Annotated in this window: 21 protein-coding genes; 5 read left to right on the top strand and 16 right to left on the bottom strand. The window is 50.9% G+C overall.

Going from position 1 to position 20,817, the window contains the following annotated elements; translation table 11 throughout:
* Positions 1-7: 7 nt before the first annotated feature.
* The 3 genes from pdxH to pdxY all read left to right on the top strand — a co-directional run bounded on the left by pdxH (position 8) and on the right by pdxY (position 2,990).
* Entirely contained in the window at positions 8-664 is a 657-nt protein-coding gene (gene pdxH, locus LY264_RS13375) for a pyridoxamine 5'-phosphate oxidase (RefSeq protein ID WP_003029169.1), read from the top strand.
* A 126-nt stretch (positions 665-790) separates the two neighbouring features.
* Positions 791-2,065 (top strand): tyrosine--tRNA ligase, encoded by a 1,275-nt coding sequence (tyrS, locus tag LY264_RS13370; protein WP_048226605.1) that lies wholly within the window; start codon positions 791-793, stop codon positions 2,063-2,065.
* Positions 2,066-2,129: 64 nt separating this feature from the next.
* Positions 2,130-2,990 carry a pyridoxal kinase PdxY gene (gene pdxY, locus LY264_RS13365; RefSeq protein ID WP_048226603.1) on the top strand — a complete coding sequence of 287 codons (861 nt, stop codon included), beginning with the start codon at positions 2,130-2,132 and terminating at the stop codon, positions 2,988-2,990.
* Positions 2,991-3,073: 83 nt separating this feature from the next.
* Here the strand turns inward: pdxY and gstA are convergent, their stop codons facing one another.
* The 12 genes from gstA to blr form a co-directional block, all read right to left on the bottom strand.
* On the bottom strand, positions 3,074-3,679 hold the full coding sequence (gene gstA / locus LY264_RS13360) for a glutathione transferase GstA (protein ID WP_003832787.1): 606 nt from the start codon (positions 3,677-3,679) through the stop codon (positions 3,074-3,076).
* Positions 3,680-3,783: 104 nt separating this feature from the next.
* Positions 3,784-5,289 (bottom strand): dipeptide/tripeptide permease DtpA, encoded by a 1,506-nt coding sequence (gene dtpA, locus LY264_RS13355; protein WP_020996425.1) that lies wholly within the window; start codon positions 5,287-5,289, stop codon positions 3,784-3,786.
* A 613-nt stretch (positions 5,290-5,902) separates the two neighbouring features.
* Positions 5,903-6,538 (bottom strand): endonuclease III, encoded by a 636-nt coding sequence (nth, locus tag LY264_RS13350; RefSeq protein ID WP_048226601.1) that lies wholly within the window; start codon positions 6,536-6,538, stop codon positions 5,903-5,905.
* Entirely contained in the window at positions 6,538-7,230 is a 693-nt protein-coding gene (locus tag LY264_RS13345; RefSeq protein ID WP_008784678.1) for an electron transport complex subunit E, read from the bottom strand. Before LY264_RS13345 ends, nth begins: the two co-directional genes overlap by 1 nt.
* A gap of 2 nt (positions 7,231-7,232) precedes the next feature.
* Positions 7,233-7,853 carry an electron transport complex subunit RsxG gene (gene rsxG / locus LY264_RS13340; RefSeq protein ID WP_048226599.1) on the bottom strand — a complete coding sequence of 207 codons (621 nt, stop codon included), beginning with the start codon at positions 7,851-7,853 and terminating at the stop codon, positions 7,233-7,235.
* A 9-nt stretch (positions 7,854-7,862) separates the two neighbouring features.
* Entirely contained in the window at positions 7,863-8,915 is a 1,053-nt protein-coding gene (rsxD, locus tag LY264_RS13335; protein ID WP_008784680.1) for an electron transport complex subunit RsxD, read from the bottom strand.
* On the bottom strand, positions 8,916-11,033 hold the full coding sequence (gene rsxC, locus LY264_RS13330) for an electron transport complex subunit RsxC (protein ID WP_048226597.1): 2,118 nt from the start codon (positions 11,031-11,033) through the stop codon (positions 8,916-8,918).
* Entirely contained in the window at positions 11,026-11,604 is a 579-nt protein-coding gene (gene rsxB, locus LY264_RS13325; protein WP_032943340.1) for an electron transport complex subunit RsxB, read from the bottom strand. The genes rsxC and rsxB overlap by 8 nt, the downstream gene beginning before the upstream one ends.
* The gene (rsxA, locus tag LY264_RS13320) at positions 11,604-12,185 is read right to left on the bottom strand and encodes an electron transport complex subunit RsxA (RefSeq protein WP_003029144.1); all 582 of its coding nucleotides are present in this window, start codon (positions 12,183-12,185) and stop codon (positions 11,604-11,606) included. Before rsxA ends, rsxB begins: the two co-directional genes overlap by 1 nt.
* 75 nt (positions 12,186-12,260) lie before the next feature.
* Positions 12,261-12,701 (bottom strand): DUF2569 domain-containing protein, encoded by a 441-nt coding sequence (locus tag LY264_RS13315; protein WP_020996422.1) that lies wholly within the window; start codon positions 12,699-12,701, stop codon positions 12,261-12,263.
* 91 nt (positions 12,702-12,792) lie between these two features.
* Entirely contained in the window at positions 12,793-13,008 is a 216-nt protein-coding gene (gene ydgT / locus LY264_RS13310; protein WP_008784684.1) for a transcription modulator YdgT, read from the bottom strand.
* Between the two features lie 291 nt (positions 13,009-13,299).
* Positions 13,300-13,425, bottom strand: a complete 126-nt coding sequence (gene blr, locus LY264_RS13305; protein ID WP_003029134.1) for a division septum protein Blr — start codon at positions 13,423-13,425, stop codon at positions 13,300-13,302.
* Between the two features lie 241 nt (positions 13,426-13,666).
* Between blr and LY264_RS13300 the strand changes: the two genes are divergently transcribed.
* The gene (locus LY264_RS13300; RefSeq protein ID WP_048226595.1) at positions 13,667-14,707 is read left to right on the top strand and encodes an oxidoreductase; all 1,041 of its coding nucleotides are present in this window, start codon (positions 13,667-13,669) and stop codon (positions 14,705-14,707) included.
* Positions 14,708-14,811: 104 nt separating this feature from the next.
* Here the strand turns inward: LY264_RS13300 and add are convergent, their stop codons facing one another.
* Positions 14,812-15,813, bottom strand: coding sequence for an adenosine deaminase (add, locus tag LY264_RS13295; protein WP_048214260.1), 1,002 nt, complete (start codon positions 15,811-15,813; stop codon positions 14,812-14,814).
* A 444-nt stretch (positions 15,814-16,257) separates the two neighbouring features.
* On the opposite strand from add, the gene LY264_RS13290 reads away from it, so the two are divergent.
* Positions 16,258-16,674, top strand: a complete 417-nt coding sequence (locus LY264_RS13290) for a hypothetical protein (protein ID WP_048214259.1) — start codon at positions 16,258-16,260, stop codon at positions 16,672-16,674.
* A 44-nt stretch (positions 16,675-16,718) separates the two neighbouring features.
* Here LY264_RS13290 and LY264_RS13285 read toward each other — a convergent pair whose 3' ends face one another.
* The 3 genes from LY264_RS13285 to malX all read right to left on the bottom strand — a co-directional run bounded on the left by LY264_RS13285 (position 16,719) and on the right by malX (position 20,784).
* Positions 16,719-17,633: a GGDEF domain-containing protein gene (locus LY264_RS13285; protein WP_240498920.1), complete on the bottom strand. Its 915-nt coding sequence runs from the start codon at positions 17,631-17,633 to the stop codon at positions 16,719-16,721.
* Between the two features lie 375 nt (positions 17,634-18,008).
* Entirely contained in the window at positions 18,009-19,181 is a 1,173-nt protein-coding gene (locus LY264_RS13280; protein WP_048226593.1) for a MalY/PatB family protein, read from the bottom strand.
* 10 nt (positions 19,182-19,191) lie between these two features.
* A complete protein-coding gene (gene malX, locus LY264_RS13275; protein WP_048226592.1) occupies positions 19,192-20,784 on the bottom strand; it encodes a maltose/glucose-specific PTS transporter subunit IIBC in 1,593 nt (530 codons plus the stop codon).
* Positions 20,785-20,817 lie beyond the last annotated feature (33 nt).

The raw sequence follows: 20,817 nt of genomic DNA, 5'->3' as shown, positions 1-20,817 counted from the left end.
CAACATCATGTCTGATAACGACGAATTGCAGCAAATCGCGCATCTGCGCCGTGAATACACGAAAGGCGGTCTTCGCCGCCGCGATCTTCCCGCCGAACCCCTTGCGCTGTTTGAGCGCTGGCTGGGGCAAGCCTGTGATGCCAAACTGGCCGATCCCACCGCAATGGTCGTTGCGACCGTCGATGAAAATGGTCAGCCGTATCAGCGTATCGTGTTACTCAAGCATTATGATGACAAAGGGCTGGTGTTCTATACCAACCTTGGTAGCCGTAAGGCGCATCAGATCGAGAAAAATCCACGCATCAGCCTTTTATTTCCCTGGCATACGCTGGAACGGCAGGTGATGGTGATCGGCAAGGCAGAGCGTCTTTCCACACTCGAAGTGGTGAAATACTTCCACAGTCGCCCACGCGATAGTCAGATTGGCGCCTGGGTCTCAAAACAATCCAGTCGGATCTCCGCGCGCGGTATTCTCGAAAGCAAATTCCTCGAACTGAAGCAGAAGTTTCAGCAAGGGGAAGTTCCTCTGCCCAGTTTCTGGGGCGGCTTTCGCGTGAGTATTGAACAAATGGAGTTCTGGCAGGGCGGTGAAAACCGTCTGCACGATCGTTTTTTATACCAACGCGAAGATAACGCGTGGAAAATTGATCGCCTGGCCCCCTAAAGATGCAAATTTCTTGTTTTAAGCGCTGGTGCTGATCAATCCGGCGCTTTATTCTATGTTTCTTTCGCATCAGGCGAAAAGTCGTGTACCGGCAAAGGTGCAGTCGTTTTATACATGGAGATTTTGATGGCAAGCAGTAACTTGATTAAACAATTGCAAGAGCGGGGGCTGGTGGCCCAGGTGACGGACGAGGAAGCGTTAGCAGAGCGACTGGCGCAAGGCCCGATCGCGCTCTATTGCGGCTTCGATCCTACCGCTGACAGCTTGCATTTGGGGCATCTGGTTCCATTGTTATGCCTGAAACGCTTCCAGCAGGCAGGCCATAAGCCTGTTGCACTGGTAGGTGGCGCAACCGGTCTGATTGGTGACCCGAGCTTTAAAGCCGCCGAGCGTAAACTGAATACCGAAGACACCGTGCAGGAGTGGGTGGATAAAATCCGCAAACAGGTTGCACCGTTCCTCGATTTCGACTGTGGCGACAACTCGGCGATTGCTGCGAACAACTACGACTGGTTTGGCGGTATGAATGTACTGACTTTCCTGCGTGATATCGGCAAACACTTCTCCGTTAACCAGATGATCAACAAAGAAGCGGTTAAGCAGCGTCTGAACCGTGACGATCAGGGGATCTCCTTTACCGAGTTTTCTTACAACCTGCTGCAGGGTTATGACTTTGCCTGCCTGAACAAACTGCACGGCGTGGCACTGCAGATTGGTGGTTCTGACCAGTGGGGTAACATTACTTCGGGTATCGATTTAACCCGTCGTTTGCACCAGAATCAGGTGTTTGGTCTGACCGTTCCGCTGATCACTAAAGCTGATGGCACCAAATTCGGTAAGACGGAAGGCGGCGCAGTGTGGCTGGATCCGAAGAAAACCAGTCCGTACAAATTCTACCAGTTCTGGATCAACACCGCCGATGCGGACGTTTATCGCTTCCTGAAATTCTTCACTTTCATGGACATTGAAGAAATCAATGCGCTGGAAGAAGAAGATAAAAACAGCGGTAAAGCGCCGCGTGCCCAGTATGTTCTGGCCGAACAGGTTACGCGTCTGGTTCACGGTGAAGAAGGTCTGATCGCGGCAAAACGCATTACCGAAAGCTTGTTCAACGGCAATCTCAGCGATTTGAGTGAAGCAGATTTCGAACAGCTGGCGCAGGATGGCGTGCCGATGATCGAGATGGACAAAGGTGCCGATTTGATGCAGGCGCTGGTGGACTCCGAGCTGCAACCTTCTCGCGGTCAGGCACGTAAGACCATTGCGTCAAACGCGGTAACCATCAACGGTGAGAAGCAGTCTGATCCGGAATATTTCTTCCAGGATAGTGATATCCTGTTCGGGCGCTATACCTTACTGCGTCGTGGCAAGAAGAACTATTGTCTGATTTGCTGGAAGTAAGATTGAGTTAGCAGGGGCGTGGGAAACTACGCCCCTTTATTTTTTCAGGGTTGTGGTAAGTAAAATGAAGAATATCCTCGCCATCCAGTCCCACGTTGTTTTTGGTCATGCGGGCAACAGTGCAGCAGAATTTCCGATGCGTCGTCTTGGCGCAAATGTCTGGCCGCTGAATACCGTTCAGTTTTCAAACCACACGCAGTATGGCAAATGGACCGGTTGCGTTATGCCGCCGAGCCACCTGACTGAAATTGTTCAGGGCATTGCTGATATTGATAAACTCCAGACCTGTGACGCAGTACTGAGCGGCTATCTTGGCTCAGCAGAACAGGGCGAGCATATTTTGAGTATTGTTTGCAAAGTAAAAGCGGCAAACCCGCAGGCAAAATACTTTTGTGATCCGGTGATGGGACACCCTGAAAAGGGGTGTATTGTCGCACCCGGAGTGGCGGAATTTCATGTACGCCATGCGCTCCCGGCTAGTGACATTATTGCCCCGAATCTGGTTGAGCTCGAAATTCTGTGCGAGCATGCGGTGAACAATGTCGACGAGGCTGTTGCAGCAGCGCGTGAACTGATCGCTCAGGGACCTGACATTGTACTGGTGAAGCATCTGGCACGCGCAGGTATCAGCACCGACCGTTTCGAGATGCTGCTGGTCACCGCTGAACAGGCGTGGCATATCAGTCGTCCGTTAGTCGATTTTGGCGCACGTCAACCGGTTGGTGTGGGTGATGTGACGAGTGGCTTGTTGCTGGTAAAACTGCTGCAGGGCGCATCTTTACAGCAGGCGCTTGAGCATGTGACTGCGGCGGTGTACGAAGTGATGATTGCCACTAAAAATATGCACGAGTATGAGCTGCAGGTTGTGGCCGCGCAGGACCGTATCGCCAAGCCTGAACACTACTTTAGCGCAACGCAGCTGTAATCGATGCCCGATGGCGCTCACGCTTATCGGGCATATTTTTAGCTGTAGGCCGGGTATGTGCAAGTGCCACCCGGCAACAACAATTAATTTAACCCTTCTGCTTTCAGCGCTGCGGCAACCGCCGGGCGTTCAGCCATTCGCGCCATATAGGCGTCAATATTACTTAATCCTGCCATATTCAGCTTAACCGCATAGGCCCAACGCAGTACGGTAAACAGATATGCATCGGCGATGCTGAAGCGCGGGCCGCAGATCCATTGGTTATCTTTCAGCGAGTCGTTCACATACTGCATTTTTTTCTCCAGCAGCGCGCGAACGGTTGGCTTGAAGTCTTCCGGCGTATCGGGACGGAACAGTGGCGTAAAGCCTTTATGCAGTTCAGTCGCAATGTAGTTAAGCCATTCGATGGTTTTGTAACGGGAGAGGCTGCTGGTAGGGGCAAGGAGCTGGCGGTCTGGCACACTGTCCGCCAGGTATTGCATGATGGCAACACCTTCGGTAAGTAGCGTACCGTCATCCAGCAGCAGTGCGGGAACTTGCCCTTTTGGGTTTACCGCGAAAAAATCATCGCCATTTTCCAGACGTTTCTTCATCAGATCAACACCATCCAGCGTGAAATCTTTACCGCTCTCACGAAGTGTGATGTGGGAAGCGAGAGAACAAGCGCCCGGTTTGTAGAACAGTTTCATCGGTAACTCCTTTTGGCTGAGGTATATCGTATGGTAGTGCTACCTCAGGCAAAAAAAAAGCCGCTAACAACAGTTAGCGGCCTGAAAATGAGTTTCCCTGAGAATTACGCTGTCGCGGCCTTAGAGGCTTTCTCATTGACGTCATCGTCCTGAGTCATACGGTTCAGTTTCGGAGCCGTCAGCAGCATCAGAACAGCGATAACAGCCGTTGCAACACCAATCTGCAGGAACACACGACCGTAGACTTCAAGGGACATCAGCGGGTCAGTCACGTTCTCTGGTACAGCCATCATGTTAGCGACGTAGCCACCGATGATGTTTGCACCGGCAGTGGTCAGGAACCAGCTACCCATGATGAAGCCCATCAGGCGCTGCGGAACCAACTGTGCCACCATTGCCAGACCCAGACCGGAGATCATCAGCTCACCGATACTTTGCAGACCGTAGCAGATAATCAACCAGTTAACGGAAACGATGCCCGCATCGGTAGCGAATTTCGCGCCCAGCGGCAGGATCAGGAATGCACCGGAACACAGCACCATACCAATCGCAAACTTGGTCGGCATCGGCAGGGTATCGCCCATTTTGTTATAGATAGCGGCGAGGATTGGGCTACCAATGATGATCCAGAACGGGTTCAGTGCCTGGTACTGTTCAGGTTCGAAAGCAATGCCAAGAATAGAGTGCTCAACGTTACGAATCGCAAAGAAGTTCAGTGAGGTCGGCATCTGGCTGTACAGCACGAAGAAGATAATCGCTTCCAGCATCAGGATGAAGGCGACGATCATTTTACGACGCGCAGCACCGTGCATGGTGAAGGCTTCTTTACCGAAGATGAACACGATACCCAGCGCAATGACGCCCAGAACCATACGAGCGATCTGCTGGTTGTGCAGCAACCAGGTTGCAATCGCGATCAGTACCACAACACCAGCAATGGTCAGCAGCAGGTTACGGAAGTTGATCGGTTCAAAGTCCGGTTTAGAACCGTACTGTTTAACCCAACGCTGGCAGAATGCGAAGTTAACAACGGTAATCAGCATACCCACGACGCTCAGAGCGAACGCGGTGCTCCAGCCGTAACGCGCAGCTAACCATGGCGTTGCCAGCATAGAGAAGAATGAACCGATGTTGACGGACATGTAGTACATGGTAAATGCACCATCAAGACGCGGGTCATCTTTGGCATAGCAGGTAGAGAGCAGGGAGGATGGGTTTGCTTTAAACAGGCCGTTACCGACCGCGATGGCCGCCATGCCCATATAAACGATACCCGCATCGTGGCCTGACCATGCTACCAGCGCATAACCGATGGCCAGCACAACGGCACCCAGCATAATGACACGTTTTGTTCCCAGAACTTTATCACCTAACCAGCCGCCAATGGCAACCAGACCGTACACCAGAGCGCTAAAGGACGAGAAAAGGGTGATGGAATCCGCTTCTGACATACCCAGCTGTTTAACCAGGTAGACGGCCATAATCCCTTGCAGGCCGTAATAACCAAAACGTTCCCACAGCTCAATAGAGAAAATGAGATAGAACGCTTTTGGTTGTTTGAAGGCGTTTAAACTTACGCTTTCTGTTGGTTTATTGTTTGCAGTAGACACTTTTACCTCTTTTTTTACATCCCATATCAACGGGGGTGTTCAGGTACGTGATGAGTCAAGTTCATCCGTCCGATTGTTATAGTGGGAGGGGAAACGGCAAGTAATGTTCACTATCTTGACCCTTCAGACAAGTGGTTTGTAATAATCTGTTACATATATCATGACTGGTGAAATCGTCGGTGCTGTGAAATGTTATCTAGCGTTAAATTTCTTCATTTCTAAAATGGCAGATTTTTACACTGTTTAATCACCGCCAGAACCGCAATGTGGCGATATGTTCTGCTATTTAAGGTTGAATCCAGTGATATAGGCCATTATCTGAAAAATAGGCAGTGTAATGTTTTGTTTAGAAACTGTGCAGTTGGGTCATCTAATTGTCACCTTAACTAAAAAATAAAAATTTATTAACATTGTGTTGGCTGGATGATCTGGATCACGTATAGATAGAAATTTCTTTTGCTAAAAAAACGATTAACCTGCTCAGGTGTTAATTAACAAGAATATTGCATTAGATATGAGCAATTGGATGGCATCATTGTCGGGAAAATAAACGCTGGGGAGTGCATAACTAATCGTTATGTATGTAAGGGGCGAGGAGGATGCCCCGGCAGCATTAGATATCGACTTTCTCTTTGAATTCGCAGAGATCTTCAATAATACAGGAACCACAGCGCGGCTTTCTGGCGATGCAGGTGTAGCGGCCATGAAGAATTAACCAGTGATGGCAATCGACTTTAAATTCACTGGGTACGACTTTCAGCAGCTTCTCTTCAACCTGCTCGACGTTTTTACCCGGGGCGAATTGCGTGCGATTACAGACGCGAAAAATGTGGGTATCTACGGCGATAGTGGGCCAGCCAAAGGCGGTATTTAACACTACATTAGCCGTCTTTCGCCCAACTCCAGGGAGAGCTTCTAACGCAGCACGGTCTTCAGGCACTTCACCATTATGTTGCTCCAGCAGAATGCGGCAGGTTTTAATTACGTTTTCCGCTTTGCTGTTAAACAAACCGATTGTCTTGATGTAGGACTTAACACCTTCAACACCGAGCTCCAGCATCGCAGCAGGCGTATTGGCGACGGGGTATAGCTTAGCCGTCGCTTTATTGACGCTGACATCGGTCGCTTGTGCGGAGAGCAAGACCGAAATCAACAGTTCAAACGGCGATGCAAAATTAAGCTCGGTTGTCGGATGCGGGTTGTTATCCCGCAGGCGCGTCAGTATTTCCAGACGTTTTGCTTTGTTCATTACGCATTCCCTGTTTCACCCGCGGGACTGTCCACGACAGCCGCCTCGGCACGACGTTTCTTCATTTTCTCATCAATCAGATACTTCACCGCCAGCATCAGACCCAGGCCAATAAACGCGCCCGGTGGCAGCATGGCCAGCAGAAACGGCGTATCAGTATGGAAGATCTCAACGCGCAAGACTTTGGCCCAGCTACCCAATAAACCGTCTGCACCATCAAACAGTGTACCGTTACCAATTATTTCACGCAGCGAGCCCAGAACAAACATGGCACCTGTTGCGCCCATGCCGATGGAGAAACCATCAAGTGCGGATAGCGCAGGGCCCTTTTTGGCGGCGAATGCCTCTGCACGACCAACAACAATACAGTTGGTCACAATCAGCGGGATGAAGATGCCCAGAGACTGATACAGGCCGAAGGCGTAGGCATTGATCAACATCTGTACCGCACTCACCACGGAGGCGATAATCATGACATAAATCGGAATACGAATTTCTGGCGGTGTCCAGCGGCGAAGGGCTGAAATTGTCAGGTTGGTCAGCGTCAGGACGAGCGTAGTCGCAAGTCCAAGCCCCAGCGCGTTCGTGGCGGTAGAGGTGACGGCCAACAGCGGACACATCCCGAGTAGTTGCACAAGCGCGGAGTTATTTTTCCATAACCCCTGGACAATCACGTCTTTAATTTCGCTCATGGTTATTCTCCACAGGCGCTAAGTTGAGGGAGTTGCGTAGGCAGCGTCTGCGCATACAGGCCGGCACGTTTAACCGCGTTAACCACCGCACGAGGTGTAATGGTTGCGCCAGTAAACTGGTCAAAGTCGCCGCCATCTTTTTTCACTGCCCAGTGAGAGGTGTTATCCGCAGAAATTGTTTTACCGCTAAAATGGGTGATCCAGTCGGACAGTCGCAGTTCGATTTTATCGCCCAGCCCAGGCGTTTCATGGTGTTCGGTAACACGCGTACCCAACACGGTACCCGTGAAATCGACACCCACCAGCAGTTGAATCGCCCCGGAATAACCATCTGGCGCCGTAGCTTCAAGAATCGCAGCAACAGGACGATCGTCCTGGCGGGCAATATATACACGGTGCGTACCTTTGCCTAACGCCGGCGCATTGACCAGATAACAACTTTCAGACAAGTTATTATTGTAGCGATCGCCAGGCAGAACCTGATCGAACAGCGTTTTTTGCTGTATCGCGGCCTGTTCATCAATGGTTGACTTGGTTAATTGATTGATTGCTGCGGTTAACCCCGTTGAGCCCGCAGCAAACAGCGCCAGTGTAATACCGTGTTTACGAATCGTTTTCAGCATATCTAGTCCTTAGCGATGTCCGTACACGCGAGGGCGGGTGTAATAATCAATCAGGGGAACCGTGATATTTGCCAGCAACACGGCAAAAGCCACGCCATCAGGATAACCACCAAAACTGCGTATCAACCACACCAACAGGCCCGCAAGCGCGCCAAAAATCAGACGACCACGGTTGGTTGTTGATGCTGTAACGGGATCGGTAAGAATAAAGAACGCACCTAACATCGTCGCACCGGAAAGCAAGTGCAACTGAGGTGATGCCAGTGAATCTGGCGAAAAAATCCAACCTAAAGTGGCGCAAACAGCGAGCGACAGCAGGAAGCTAACCGGGATATGCCAGCGAATCGCTTTTTGCCATAACAGCACGATACCACCAACCAGCCAGGCAAGGTTCACCCACTGCCAGCCAGCGCCTGCCAGCATGCCGCTGTAGATCGGGTATTGCATCACCTGCTCAACGGTACGTCCGGCATGCAAGGATGTCTTAAAGGTATCAAGAGGTGTTGCCTGACTGATACCATCGATACCCATACGCAGCGAATTCATATCCCCTCCGCTGGCGGTATGCCCGTTAAAGATAACGTTCAGGGCGTCAAAGAAACCAGGCACCGTGGCCGCAATTTCATGCGGCGGCAACCAACTGGTCATCTGTACCGGAAATGAGATGAGCAGCACGACATAGCCAATCATGGCAGGGTTAAACGGGTTCTGCCCGAGCCCGCCATACAGCTGTTTCGCAATGATAACCGCAAATACCGTGCCTAATACCACCATCCACCATGGCGCGAGGGGCGGAATACTGACGGCCAAAAGCAACCCAGTGAGTAACGCAGAGTTGTCTTTTAAAATTGCCACAATGGGTTGTTTACGCAGTTTAAGCACACCCGCTTCGGCAGCAATAGCGCTGATGGCAGCGAGAACGATCTGGAACAACGTGCCCCAGCCGAAGAACCACAGCTGAGCGGCAATCCCCGGCAATGCAGCAAGTAACACCAGCATCATGATACGCGACGTCTGGCGCTGGTTATGGGTATAAGGGGAGCTTGCTATTCTGAATACCATTTATTCCTCGTTTACAACCTGCTGCTGTGCGGCTTTCTTTGCCTGAGCGCGTGCGATGGCGGCCGCGACGGCGGCTTTACGTGGATCAACCGGCTCGGCTGTTTCGGCTACCGCCTGCTGCTCTAGCTTGCGGGCTTTGGCGCGGGCGATTGCCGCTTCGACGGCAGCTTTACGCGGATCAATCGGTTCGACTGTTTCTGTTACCGCTTCTTGTTTAAGTTTGCGGGCTTTGGCGCGAGCGATTGCCGCTTCCACGGCAGCTTTACGCGGATCAACGGGCTCGGTTGTTTCTGTTACCGCCTGCTGCTCGAGCTTGCGAGTTTTGGCGCGGGCGATTGCCGCTTCCACGGCAGCCTTACGCGGATCAACCGGTTCGGCCGTTTCTGTTACCGCTTCTTGCTCAAGCTTGCGGGCTTTGGCGCGGGCAATTGCCGCTTCCACGGCAGCTTTACGCGGGTCTGTACCCGTGCTGCTGCCTTCACTTTGCGGCGGGTTTTCCTTACGGGAAGCACGAGCTTGCGCCTTACGCGCCTCGCGTGCGGCAATCACGGCGCTATTGTCAGGTTTTTTACCTGCCTGAATGACCACCGGTTGCAGCGCCTGAGCCTGCTTTTCTTTTACGCGAGCCAGCGCGGCGGCAATGGCATCATGATCTTTGGCCGCCGGCTGAGCAGCGGCGCTCTTATGGCGTTCAAGACGTGCTGCTTTTTCACGTTCAAGGCGCGCCTGTCGGGCTTCAAACCGAGCTTTTGCTTCTGCGGCGCGCTTTTCTTCCTGACTAATGGCGTAAATCTCGGCTTTTTCCTGACGGAAATACTGTACCAGTGGAATATTGCTTGGGCATACCCAGGCGCAGGCACCGCATTCAATACAGTCGGCGATATTGTGGGCCGTCGCTTTGTCGTGCTGTTGCCCTTTACTGAACCAGTAAAGCTGTTGTGGCAGGAGATCGGCCGGACAGGCATCGGCGCATGCGCTACAGCGAATGCAGCCTTTCTCTTCTGGCGTTTCACCCATTTCACTGGCAGAGGGGGCCAGAAGACAGTTGGTTATCTTCACCACCGGGACATCCAGCCACGGCAGCGTAAAGCCCATCAGCGGCCCGCCCATAATCACCATCTGGTCGGCGGAAGGGCAGAAGCCCGCATCGTTGAGCAGATGACGAACCGGCGTACCTAAACGCGCCCAGACGTTGCCCGGACGACTGACTGCTTCACCGGTTAGCGTCACGACACGTTCGGTGATCGGCTCTCCGTCGATTACTGCACGTTTAATTGCATAGGCGGTTCCGACGTTTTGCATCAATACGCCGATATCAGAGGAGCGTCCGCCGTGGGGAACCTGCTTGCCGGTCAGGATTTGTGTTAACTGCTTGGCCCCGCCGGACGGGTACTTGGTGGGGATCACGCGTAGGCTAATGTCGTGTGAATCAGCCAGCACCGCGCGCAGCATAGATATTGCCTGCGGTTTGTTATCTTCGATACCCAGGAGGATCTCGCGTGGCTGAAGAATGTGCGCCAGGATGCGGATACCTTCGACGACCTGAGCGGCACAGTCCTGCATCAGGCGGTCATCTGCCGTAATGTACGGCTCGCATTCGGCGGCGTTAATGATCAGCGTTTCAATTTTATCTCCGCCGCCCTGCAGTTTAACGCCGGTGGGAAAACCTGCGCCACCCAGCCCGGCGACGCCGTACTGATGAATACGCGCAATCAGCTCTTCCCGGCTGTGGGAGCGATAATCGGTCCAGCCGTCTCGCTCAATCCAGCGATCTTCGCCATCGGCGTCTATGATGACGCTCAACTCAGCCAGTGCCGAAGGATGCGCGGTGGAGTGCGGGGCAATGGCAACAACGGTGCCTGATGTTGGCGCATGGACTGGAAGCATTTTGCCTCGTCCGCGGGTTAAGGGCTGACCACGCAGCACGGTGTCACCCACGTTTACGCACAGTTCACCCTCCGCACCAATATGTTGTTTCAGCGGAATAACGAAACGCGGCGCCAGCGGAACCTGTCGCAACGGCGTTCCGTTTGACTGGGTTTTCATTTCTGGTGGATGAATGCCGCCATCAAAGTCCCAGATTTTATTTTTTCTGAATGCAGAGAATAACTTAAACATGTTGTTCCACGGGAATGATGCGCACAGGGATGGTGTTTAAATCCCATTTCCAGCTATCGGGTGTCTCGGCTACCGGGCGTAATTCAATACATTGCGTCGGGCACGGGTCAACGCACAGGTTGCATCCAGTGCAGAGATCGCTCATTACCGTGTGCATGGCGCGGGTCGCGCCCACGATGGCATCGACCGGGCAGGCCTGAATACACTTAGTGCACCCAATACAGTTGTTTTCATCAATGACCGCCAGCATTCGCACCGGCGTAACGTCTTGTTCATCGCCATCAATAGGCTGCGGATCGACATTCAGCAGGGCGGCAATTTTTAACATCACCGCTTCGCCGCCGGGGGCGCAACGGTTAATTTTTTCACCCTGAGAGCCGATCGCCTCAGCATAAGGATGACAGCCCGGATAGCCGCACTGGCCACACTGGCTTTGCGGGAGAATTTCATCAATTTTCTCCACGACCGGATCATCTTCAACGGCAAAACGTCGTGAGGCGTACCCCAAAATAGCGCCGAACGCCAGACCCAGTAGACTCACTGCGGCAACGGCAATCCAGATAGCATTCATTACAACTTCACCAAACCACTAAAGCCCATAAAGGCCAATGACATTAAACCAGCGGTAATCAGCGCAATCGCATTGCCGCGAAACGGCGCTGGGACGTCCGCCACGGCGAGGCGTTCGCGGATCGCGGCGAACAGTACCATCACCAGCGAGAAGCCGACGGCGGCGGAAAAACCGTATAGCGCCGACTGTAAAAAGTTATGGCCGAGGTTGATGTTCAGTAGCGCCACACCTAACACTGCGCAGTTAGTGGTGATCAGCGGTAGGAAGATCCCCAGCAGGCGGTACAGCGCAGGGCTGGTTTTGCGCACAACCATTTCGGTAAACTGCACGACGACGGCGATAACCAGAATAAAAGCCAGCGTGCGCAGATAGATGAGATTGAGCGGAATTAGGATCCAGGTATCAATCAGCCAAGCGCAGATGGATGCCAGTGTCATGACAAACGTCGTGGCAAGGCCCATACCCATTGCGGTTTCCAGTTTTTTGGAAACGCCCATAAACGGGCAAAGGCCCAGAAACTTCACCAGTACAAAGTTATTGACCAGTACAGTTCCGACAAACAGCAGCAGGTAATCAGTCATTTTTCGGCCTGAAATAAAAAGCCGCCTATTATCTGACAATCTTCAACAGGCGACAACAGGTTAACTGTAGGGTTATTACGGGTTCACAAACGTCGATTTAACGCGCTGCGATCGTTTGAAGTAGGGCACCAACAGTGCTGCAGCCAGTAATGGGAACAGCAGTTGGCGCACGGCAAAAGCGTCTGGGACGGGTGAAAACGCAAACGCTTTAATCGCCAGCAACACGGAGATCAGCAGCCACAGAATGTAATGCTTAGGCACACAGGCTCTGCGTTTGAAAAACGCAATCGTCAGCCACAGTGTGTAATACCACATGGCGATCGCGGTAATAAAGGAGACGCCCCATAACAGCAAATTGGCCGTACTTTGCTCACCCAGCGTTTTGAAGGTTTGCGGTGTAGCCAGCGCAGTGACATAAAGTAATAACGCCAGCGAAGCGCTCAACAACGCGACTAACAGCCAGGCCAGTGGCCCAAGTAGCCAGCCTCCGATACGTTGTGCCGGTGTTGTAGTCATCTCTTCTCCAGGTTTACGCGCGCAATCAATCATGCCATTCATTTTGGGGCAATTATTATAAAGCTTTTAACGTTGAGCGCTACTTTCTTCTTTATTGCACGTAATGCCAGACTGATTTAGGTACCTGACCAACATCAAACAGACGACCTCCGGAGATAAGCTCCGCACGGCGATGGTCTGCGGCCCGGTACATATTGATAATGTCGTTATCGTCGGTGAGCGTGTAGTTAAGATGGTCGAACAGTTTTTCCAGACTTTCGAGCGAACTGATTTTGCGGAATTTTAATAAGTAATCCTGAACGGTCATAAATGCAGATCCATATTAATAAAATAATACCAACGGAGTAGAAAATATAAAAATAAACAACGAGCACAGGTAAAAGCGCATTTACGTGCAAATGTAAGAAGAGTGTTCATACCTGTGAAAAATCAGGCGCTATGCGCGTCTTGAGCAAGGGTAACGCGCTTAGCGATCGCTGGCAATATGCAGCGGAGCGGGACGCGGCGTAATTCGCTTTTTTTGACAGAAAGCGATCTTTTACCGGCAGACCCTGCAACTACCAATGTTAATTGCCGGGCAATAAAAGGCTGCTGATGCTTATTTCTTCTGCACTGCCGCAACGGGCTCTGGTGGCTGGTAATTGTCAATATGATTGGCAACACCCAGCAGGATCACGGAGACGGCGAGAACAATCCAACCTGTTAATTCAATAAGACGATTCATTACTGATGACATTTGCTTTGATTTATCCATAAACACAGGCTGCAAATGTTACTAATCTCTCATTAATACAGCAAGATGATTGGGAACGTTTTCTACCTCTTTTTCGCTGCAAGTTAAGCATAAGTGGCATATGTTTGACTTAAGTTAAAAAACAACCTTTGTAGCGCAAAGGTTATTAAACTATTGAGACGTTGCAAGGTATGGTGTGAAATAGGTCAGTCCTGAATTGAGAGGCAATAACATGAGTGACAACATCCGCGTTGGGCTAATTGGCTACGGTTATGCCAGCAAAACCTTCCATGCCCCACTGATTGTGGGCACGCCGGGTCTGGAACTGGCTGCAGTGTCCAGTAGTGATGAAGCAAAAGTGAAAGCAGACTGGCCTACGGTGGCGGTTGTTGCTGAGCCTAAGCATCTTTTTAACGATCCAAATATCGACCTGATTGTGATCCCCACGCCAAACGACACGCACTTTCCGTTAGCGAAAGCAGCGTTGGAAGCGGGCAAACATGTGGTTGTTGATAAGCCCTTTACCGTGACACTGTCACAAGCACGTGAGTTGGATGCGCTGGCACGTAGCCTGGGGCGTGTGTTGTCTGTATTCCATAACCGTCGCTGGGACAGTGATTTTCTGACGCTGAAAGCTCTGCTGGCGGATGGTGTTTTGGGTGAGGTAGCGTATTTCGAATCCCATTTCGATCGTTTCCGCCCACAGGTTCGTGACCGTTGGCGTGAACAGGGCGGTCCGGGAAGCGGTATCTGGTACGATTTAGCACCGCATCTTTTGGATCAGGCGATTAATCTGTTTGGTTTGCCCGTCAGCCTGACGGTAGACCTGGCCCAGTTGCGTCCGGGCGCGCAGGCGACGGATTACTTCCATGCCATCCTGACGTATCCGCAGCGTCGTGTGATCCTGCATGGCACCATGCTTGCTGCTGCAGAATCGGCCCGTTATATTGTGCACGGATCGCGTGGCAGCTATGTGAAGTATGGCCTTGACCCACAGGAAGAGCGTCTGAAAAATGGCGAGCGCCTGCCTCAGGAAGACTGGGGATATGATATGCGCGATGGCATATTGACCCGATTAGAAGGCGAAGAGCAGGTTGAAGAAACCTGGCTAACCGTACCGGGCAACTATCCGGCGTATTATGCTGGCATTCGTGATGCGCTAAACGGCAACGGTGAAAACCCGGTACCGGCGAGACAGGCTATCCAAATTATGGAGCTGATTGAGCTGGGTATAGAATCTGCGAAACATCGTTCGACGCTGTGCCTTGCCTGATTAGGTAAATGGCGCAAGGCGATACCTTCCTGGCATCGTATCCGGCCTACAATGAAAACCAACGTAGGCCGGATAAGCGTTAGCGCCATCCGGCACTTTACCTGTTACGCTGCGGAGACTTTCTCGCGCAAGGCTCGTTTTTCTTCGTTACTCAGGAATGCCATTTCCAGACCGTTGATTTGGGCCTGACGGATCTGTTCGCGCGTTAGGCCTGCAGCTGGTGCGGCAATGGTGTACTCGTGAATAATATCCACACCCTGAACAGCCGGGTCGTCCGTATTCAAACTGGCGATAACGCCATGCTCAAGGAACGTTTTCAGCGGATGGTTCGCTAGTGAGGCAACGGTGCTGGTCTGAATGTTTGATGTCAGGCAGGATTCGATGCCGATACGATGCTCGGCGAGGTAATCCATCAACGCACGATCTTCAACGGCTTTAACGCCGTGACCAATACGCTCAGCGCCTAGCTCTTTAATGGCCTGCCAGATGCTTTCTGGTCCCGCGGCTTCGCCCGCATGCACGGTAATACGCCAGCCGGCGTCGCGTGCCTGGTTGAAGTGAGACAGGAACAGGCTGCCCGGGAACCCCAGTTCGTCACCGGCCAGATCCAGTGCCGTAATATGGTCTCGGTGGGCTAACAGCGCATCCAGTTCCTGCAGACAGGCGGCTTCGCCGAAAGTACGACTCATAATGCCAATTAAGCGAGCTTCGACGCCAAAGGTCTTGCAACCCTCGCGTACGCCTGCGATGACGGCTTCAACCACACCTGCAACCGGGAGCTGATGCGCCATCGCCATGTAGCCAGGGGAAAAACGCAGTTCAACATAGTGCAGACCGTTACGTGCTGCATCCTCAATATTCTCAAACGCTACGCGACGACACGCATCCAGCGAGGCCAGTACCTTTACGCCCCAGTCGAGCTTGGATAAAAAGCTCACTAAATCTGGCTCAGTTGATGTGACTTGCACATGAGGGATCAGCGTTTCCAACGTTTGTGCCGGAAGCGTTAAGTTGAACTGACGACCCAGATCCAGGATCGTTTGTGCACGGATGTTACCATCAAGGTGGCGATGGACGTCGGTCAGGGGGAGGGAAGTATCAATCATGGTCGCACTCGTGTATTTAGGTAAAGTGCAGGCCATTATACAACAGAAAAATGTTCCTCTAAAAACTTTAAAAAAAGCAGTGCAGAGTTCGGGGTTATGGGGAAGCAAGTATCGCCAAATTGTTGACCATGCTGTTAGCGCACCAACAGAGTAGTGTTCCGACTCCCTGATCCTTGAGACCGTATCACGATGCTTATGCCTTGCGGTGGTAAGACGGGCGTAAAATAAGCAATAACGCATTTCCTGCAGCATGTGTGTAATAAGAGGATTTCATTTTTTAAGATTATTTACCTCGTTTTTATTTAATTACTACCTGTCAGTGTTATTTTATTCAGATATTTATTGAGTAACATTGCTAATAGCGAAAAATGGACACTTTCCAGTTTATGAATGTGCTGCGAAGTATGTTATAAAAACACAATAACGACTGAGGGTATTAATAAAGTGAAAAGTGTAAAGCTAATTGTCAGTACAATGTTCTGTGGAAGTTTGCTGCTGGCAACTGCGCCTGCGCATGCGGCGTATAAAGCGGATGAAACGCATGTAATCCAGTTTAAGAAAGGTACAAGTGGTGCAGATATCAAGGGGACAATTACGGGTGATAAAACAAAAGATTATACGTTTGTCGCCAAAAAAGGGCAGACCATGCAAGCAGTTCTGAAAAGCGCCTGGCCTCATCCTTTCATGAGTATTATTGCACCGGGCGAACAATTCATTTTTGATGGCATGATGAGTGGTGATACTTATAAAAATACGCTGCCTGCCAGCGGTAAATATACCATCAGAATATATCAAAAAGGCGCGGCGAAGGATGAGGGGAAAACCAACGCATTCCAGCTGCACATGAAAATTACCAACTGATCATGAGGAAAAGATCGCCCAGGTGGTGATCTTTTCCTTTGCTATTAAACTTCTCCGCCAATACGCGCCACGATGTCGTTACGCCGACTCAGTCGCTGCATAATTTCTGACAGTTTAATTATCACTCTGTCACCCTGCAAATGTCCCCAGGTGTCATTGACCGACTTAAAGAAATCAATGTCGCAAAAGACAATGCTCAGGGGTTTATGGGTCGCTGTCATTTTAATCTCATTGCTGAGTGCGTTATAAAAATAGCCACGGTTGAAAAGTCGGGTCATCGGGTCGCGGACTGAATTTTCATAGGATAATTCATAGGCCTGACGTGAGGCTTTGTAGCGCTTGAAAATATCAGACATGAGCACGATCATCACGGCCATTGCGCTAAGGCACTCCAGGCCTCTGGCGAGATACCATCCAGCGGAGTCTATATGCGTATACTTCAGCATAATGATGACACTTAACAGATTGCTCAGGGCAACCAGTGACATACTTACCCAAAACTGTGTTTTTAGCCGGGTTAATTTTGCCCCTAACAACATAATGCTGGTCCACAATATGATCAGGATATAAATAAAACTCCCACGCCAGGGGCGCAACCATTCGAATGTATCTGTATCAACTAACTGAAAGGCGATTGGCGTAACGCGAATGGAATAGAGGGTAGCCATTACCAGGTGCACTACGCTCCACACGTAAGTTGCATAAATTATTGTTTTGCTGCATTTTCCTTTTTTATGCTTGAATCTGTACAGATAATATGTAGCAAAAAACAACCCCGTAATTAACATATTTCTCATAAAATATAAAACAGCAATGTCGTTGTAGATAACACCGGGGAGGCCGTTTTTATAAAAATAAATATAGAGGGCAAGAAATAAAAAAAGACCCGAGCAATAGAATGCGCAGGCCAGGGGTAAAAGATATTTTTTGCGCCGATAACTCATGTAATTCATCGTCATAAAGCACCCCGTCTGAATGTGCAATACACCAGCAAAGGTTGCAATAACCGGGTAAAAAGAGAGGCTATAACGCTGATTACTAAAAGGGATATACCAAAGAAAAATGGATGTCGTTAGGGACAGGAGTAAAAATAAAGTTAAATTTTTTTTGTGAATGTTTATTTGTGTTGTATTCATGATTTTTATGTATATAAAACAGCGCTATATTTCGGCTATCTTCTCAGCTTTGTATTTTGTCTTTTTGATTTTTATTGCTGTTGATTTTGACTGGCAGGAAAAGTCAGGGAGGAATTGGTATTAAAAAAAACGATAAAAAACAGATTTGTTTTTTTATATAAGGAGTTGCGCAATGAGTTCTTCATTGCGCAAGACTATTTAACGTATTGTGCGGATGGCGTTAATCAACCCCTTAACGCCTTTTTCAAGTTTGGAACGTGGACATCCGGCATTGAGGCGCACAAAACCGCGTCCTTCTTCTCCGTATGTGTATCCTGGCATGATGGCGACTTTCTGCTGATGGATGAGTGCTTCCTGCAGTGCGTGGTCATCAAGGTTGAGTGGACGCAAGTCAATCCATGCCAGATAGGTAGATTGCGGAACCTGCCAGTTCAGTTCGGGGAATGCGTCATTCAGTTCGTGCGCGATGTAATGCAGGTTACTGGCAAGATAATCCCGCAGCGCATCAAGCCAGCTAGCGCCCTGTTGGTAGGCTGCGATATGTGCGCTAAGCGCGAGCACTGCAGGTGAGGAAAGACCATCCCGACCCTTTAACGCACTGAGGTAATCGTTGCGACTCTGCTCATCCTCAATAATCCCGTAAGCCCCGGTTAATGCCGGAATATTAAAGCTCTTTGAACCGGAGGTGAACAGCGCCCAACTGTCGCGCGCGACGTTACTCCACGGGATGTGCGGCTGGTCTGCCCATACCATATCCATATGGATCTCATCAGAAATGACTTTTACACCGTGGCGCTGACACAGTTCCGCCATGGTTTCCAGTTCATCGCGCGTCCATACCTTACCGGTTGGGTTGTGCGGGCTGCAAAGCAGGAGAATTTTGCTTTCAGGCCGGGACAGCGCTTTTTCTAGTGCAACCATGTCGCAAAACCAACCGTCAGCGCGTTTTTCAAGTCCGACAGCGCATACCTGACGCTGATTACCTTCAATCGCTTTGTAAAACGCGTCGTAAGCCGGCGTATGAATAACCACCGCATCACCCGCAGAAGACCATTGGCGGATCAGCTCCGATACCATATAGATGACCGAGGGGCCATAAACCAGCGACTGAGGATTGATTTGGGTATTATGACGCGATAGAAACCAGTGGCTAATCGCCGCCAGAAATTCATCATTTTTCCAGCGACTGTAACCCAACACGCCATGTGACAGGCGCTGAGCCAGCGCCTCCAGAATGCAGGGGGCGGTGGCAAAATCCATATCGGAGATGGTGAACGGCAGCAGGTCGGCTGAACCAAAACGGTCGGCAACGTAATCCCACTGGGTACACCAGGTACCATGCCTGTCCACAACTTTTGAAAAATCAAACATATTGTTGTCCTTAAGCCTGTACGGTGTTCATCAGAACTGCGATCTCGTCTTTCACTGACTGGACCTGCGGACCAATAACAACCTGAAGATTATGCTGATTGAGTTGCACTACGCCAATGGCGCGATTGTCCTTCAGTGCCTGTACGTTCACAAGCGACATATCCTTCACTGACAAGCGCAGACGGGTAATGCAGTTATCAAGGCTGACAATGTTTTCCGCACCGCCCAGCGCCGCCAGAATGGCAGGGACGTTGTAACCGGATTTACCCGGTGCTCCCGCCATGACTTTTTCGATATTGCTGGCAATTTCGACGTCCCGACCCGGGGTCTTGAGATTGAAGCGTGTGATGGCGAAACGGAAGATCACGTAGTACACCGCGAACCAGATTGCAGCCACGACAGGGACCAGATACCACTTGGTAGAGAGCCCGTGCAGAATGCCGAATACCACAAAGTCAATCAGGTTACCGTCCGTGTTACCGATGGTGACGCCTAACACAGCCATCACGGTGAAACCAAGACCGGTCAGCAGGGCGTGGATTACATACAAAACAGGGGCAACGAACAGGAATAAGAACTCGAGTGGTTCGGTTGTACCGCCGATCACGCAGGCAATGAGACCAGAAATTAACAGCCCTTTAATTTTATGACGATTTTCAGGGCGAGCACAGTGGTACATAGCGAGCGCTGCCCCCGGCAAACCGCCGAGGAACGCCGGCATTTTACCCTGCGACAGGAAGCGGGTTGCGCTTTCAGAGAAACCTTGTGTTGTCGGGCAGCTCAGTTGAGCCTGGAAAATAGTCAGTGCGCCGCTCACGCTGTGACCGCAGACTTCCTGCGTGCCGCCAGCTTCGGTGAAGCGAATGAGCGCCACCAGAATATGATGCAGACCAAACGGCAGCAGCAGACGTTCACCGGTACCAAACAGCATTGGACCAAATTCGCCCGCGCTGTTGATGATGTGGCCGAGCCCGTTAATGCCCATGGCGAAAACCGGCCAAACCAGGGGAATGACCAGGCCGACCAGTCCCATCACCACCGAAGAGATAATTGGTACAAAGCGGGTACCGCCGAAGAACGCCAGTGCATCCGGCAGGCGAATGTTGTGGAAACGTTCATGCAGCATCCAGACGATGATCCCGGCAATAACAGCGCCGAGGATCCCGGTGTCGATCGACTGGATCCCCAGGATATTCTGCACGTTGTTGGCCTTCAGGATCGCGGCATCGGTGGTAGGCAAGATACCTTTCGCGGTTAACCAGAAGTTGACGGCAAGGTTCATCACCGCATAACCAACAAAACCGGCAAATGCCGCTACGCCTTTGTTCTCGCGGGCCAGGCCGAGAGGTATGGCAATACAGAACATCACCGGTAAGAAGCTAAACGCAAATGAGCCTACTTTGCTCATCCAGGTAAAAATAGCCTGCAGTACCGGATTACCCAATGCCGGAATCAGCGTTAAGACATCATGACTACTTAACGAGCTGCCGATCCCTAACATGATCCCGCAGAATGAGAGCAGAGCCACGGGCAGCATAAAGGTTTTGCCCAACTGCTGGAAAAATTCCCATAACGTAATTTTTGGTGTGGTTCTCGTCGTCATCAAACGACTCCTCGTAAAAGCTAGCTGACTAAT

It is taken from the genome of Citrobacter portucalensis, assembly GCF_023374935.1.
In the GTDB taxonomy this organism is placed as follows: Bacteria; Pseudomonadota; Gammaproteobacteria; order Enterobacterales; family Enterobacteriaceae; genus Citrobacter; species Citrobacter portucalensis.
This window is presented reverse-complemented; position numbering and strand designations above follow the sequence as displayed.

Coding starts and splice junctions, on each gene's coding strand:
- rsxC (WP_048226597.1), bottom strand. CDS start 11,033: ATGTTTAAGTTATTCTCTGCATTCAGAAAAAATAAAATCTGGGACTTT.
- LY264_RS13285 (WP_240498920.1), bottom strand. CDS start 17,633: ATGACGATGAATTACATGAGTTATCGGCGCAAAAAATATCTTTTACCC.
- rsxG (WP_048226599.1), bottom strand. CDS start 7,853: ATGCTGAAAACGATTCGTAAACACGGTATTACACTGGCGCTGTTTGCT.
- LY264_RS13280 (WP_048226593.1), bottom strand. CDS start 19,181: ATGTTTGATTTTTCAAAAGTTGTGGACAGGCATGGTACCTGGTGTACC.
- LY264_RS13315 (WP_020996422.1), bottom strand. CDS start 12,701: ATGACTACAACACCGGCACAACGTATCGGAGGCTGGCTACTTGGGCCA.
- add (WP_048214260.1), bottom strand. CDS start 15,813: ATGATTGATACTTCCCTCCCCCTGACCGACGTCCATCGCCACCTTGAT.
- gstA (WP_003832787.1), bottom strand. CDS start 3,679: ATGAAACTGTTCTACAAACCGGGCGCTTGTTCTCTCGCTTCCCACATC.
- LY264_RS13345 (WP_008784678.1), bottom strand. CDS start 7,230: ATGAGCGAAATTAAAGACGTGATTGTCCAGGGGTTATGGAAAAATAAC.
- blr (WP_003029134.1), bottom strand. CDS start 13,425: ATGAATCGTCTTATTGAATTAACAGGTTGGATTGTTCTCGCCGTCTCC.
- rsxA (WP_003029144.1), bottom strand. CDS start 12,185: ATGACTGATTACCTGCTGCTGTTTGTCGGAACTGTACTGGTCAATAAC.
- ydgT (WP_008784684.1), bottom strand. CDS start 13,008: ATGACCGTTCAGGATTACTTATTAAAATTCCGCAAAATCAGTTCGCTC.
- rsxD (WP_008784680.1), bottom strand. CDS start 8,915: ATGGTATTCAGAATAGCAAGCTCCCCTTATACCCATAACCAGCGCCAG.
- pdxH (WP_003029169.1), top strand. CDS start 8: ATGTCTGATAACGACGAATTGCAGCAAATCGCGCATCTGCGCCGTGAA.
- nth (WP_048226601.1), bottom strand. CDS start 6,538: ATGAACAAAGCAAAACGTCTGGAAATACTGACGCGCCTGCGGGATAAC.
- pdxY (WP_048226603.1), top strand. CDS start 2,130: ATGAAGAATATCCTCGCCATCCAGTCCCACGTTGTTTTTGGTCATGCG.
- rsxB (WP_032943340.1), bottom strand. CDS start 11,604: ATGAATGCTATCTGGATTGCCGTTGCCGCAGTGAGTCTACTGGGTCTG.
- tyrS (WP_048226605.1), top strand. CDS start 791: ATGGCAAGCAGTAACTTGATTAAACAATTGCAAGAGCGGGGGCTGGTG.
- LY264_RS13300 (WP_048226595.1), top strand. CDS start 13,667: ATGAGTGACAACATCCGCGTTGGGCTAATTGGCTACGGTTATGCCAGC.
- malX (WP_048226592.1), bottom strand. CDS start 20,784: ATGACGACGAGAACCACACCAAAAATTACGTTATGGGAATTTTTCCAG.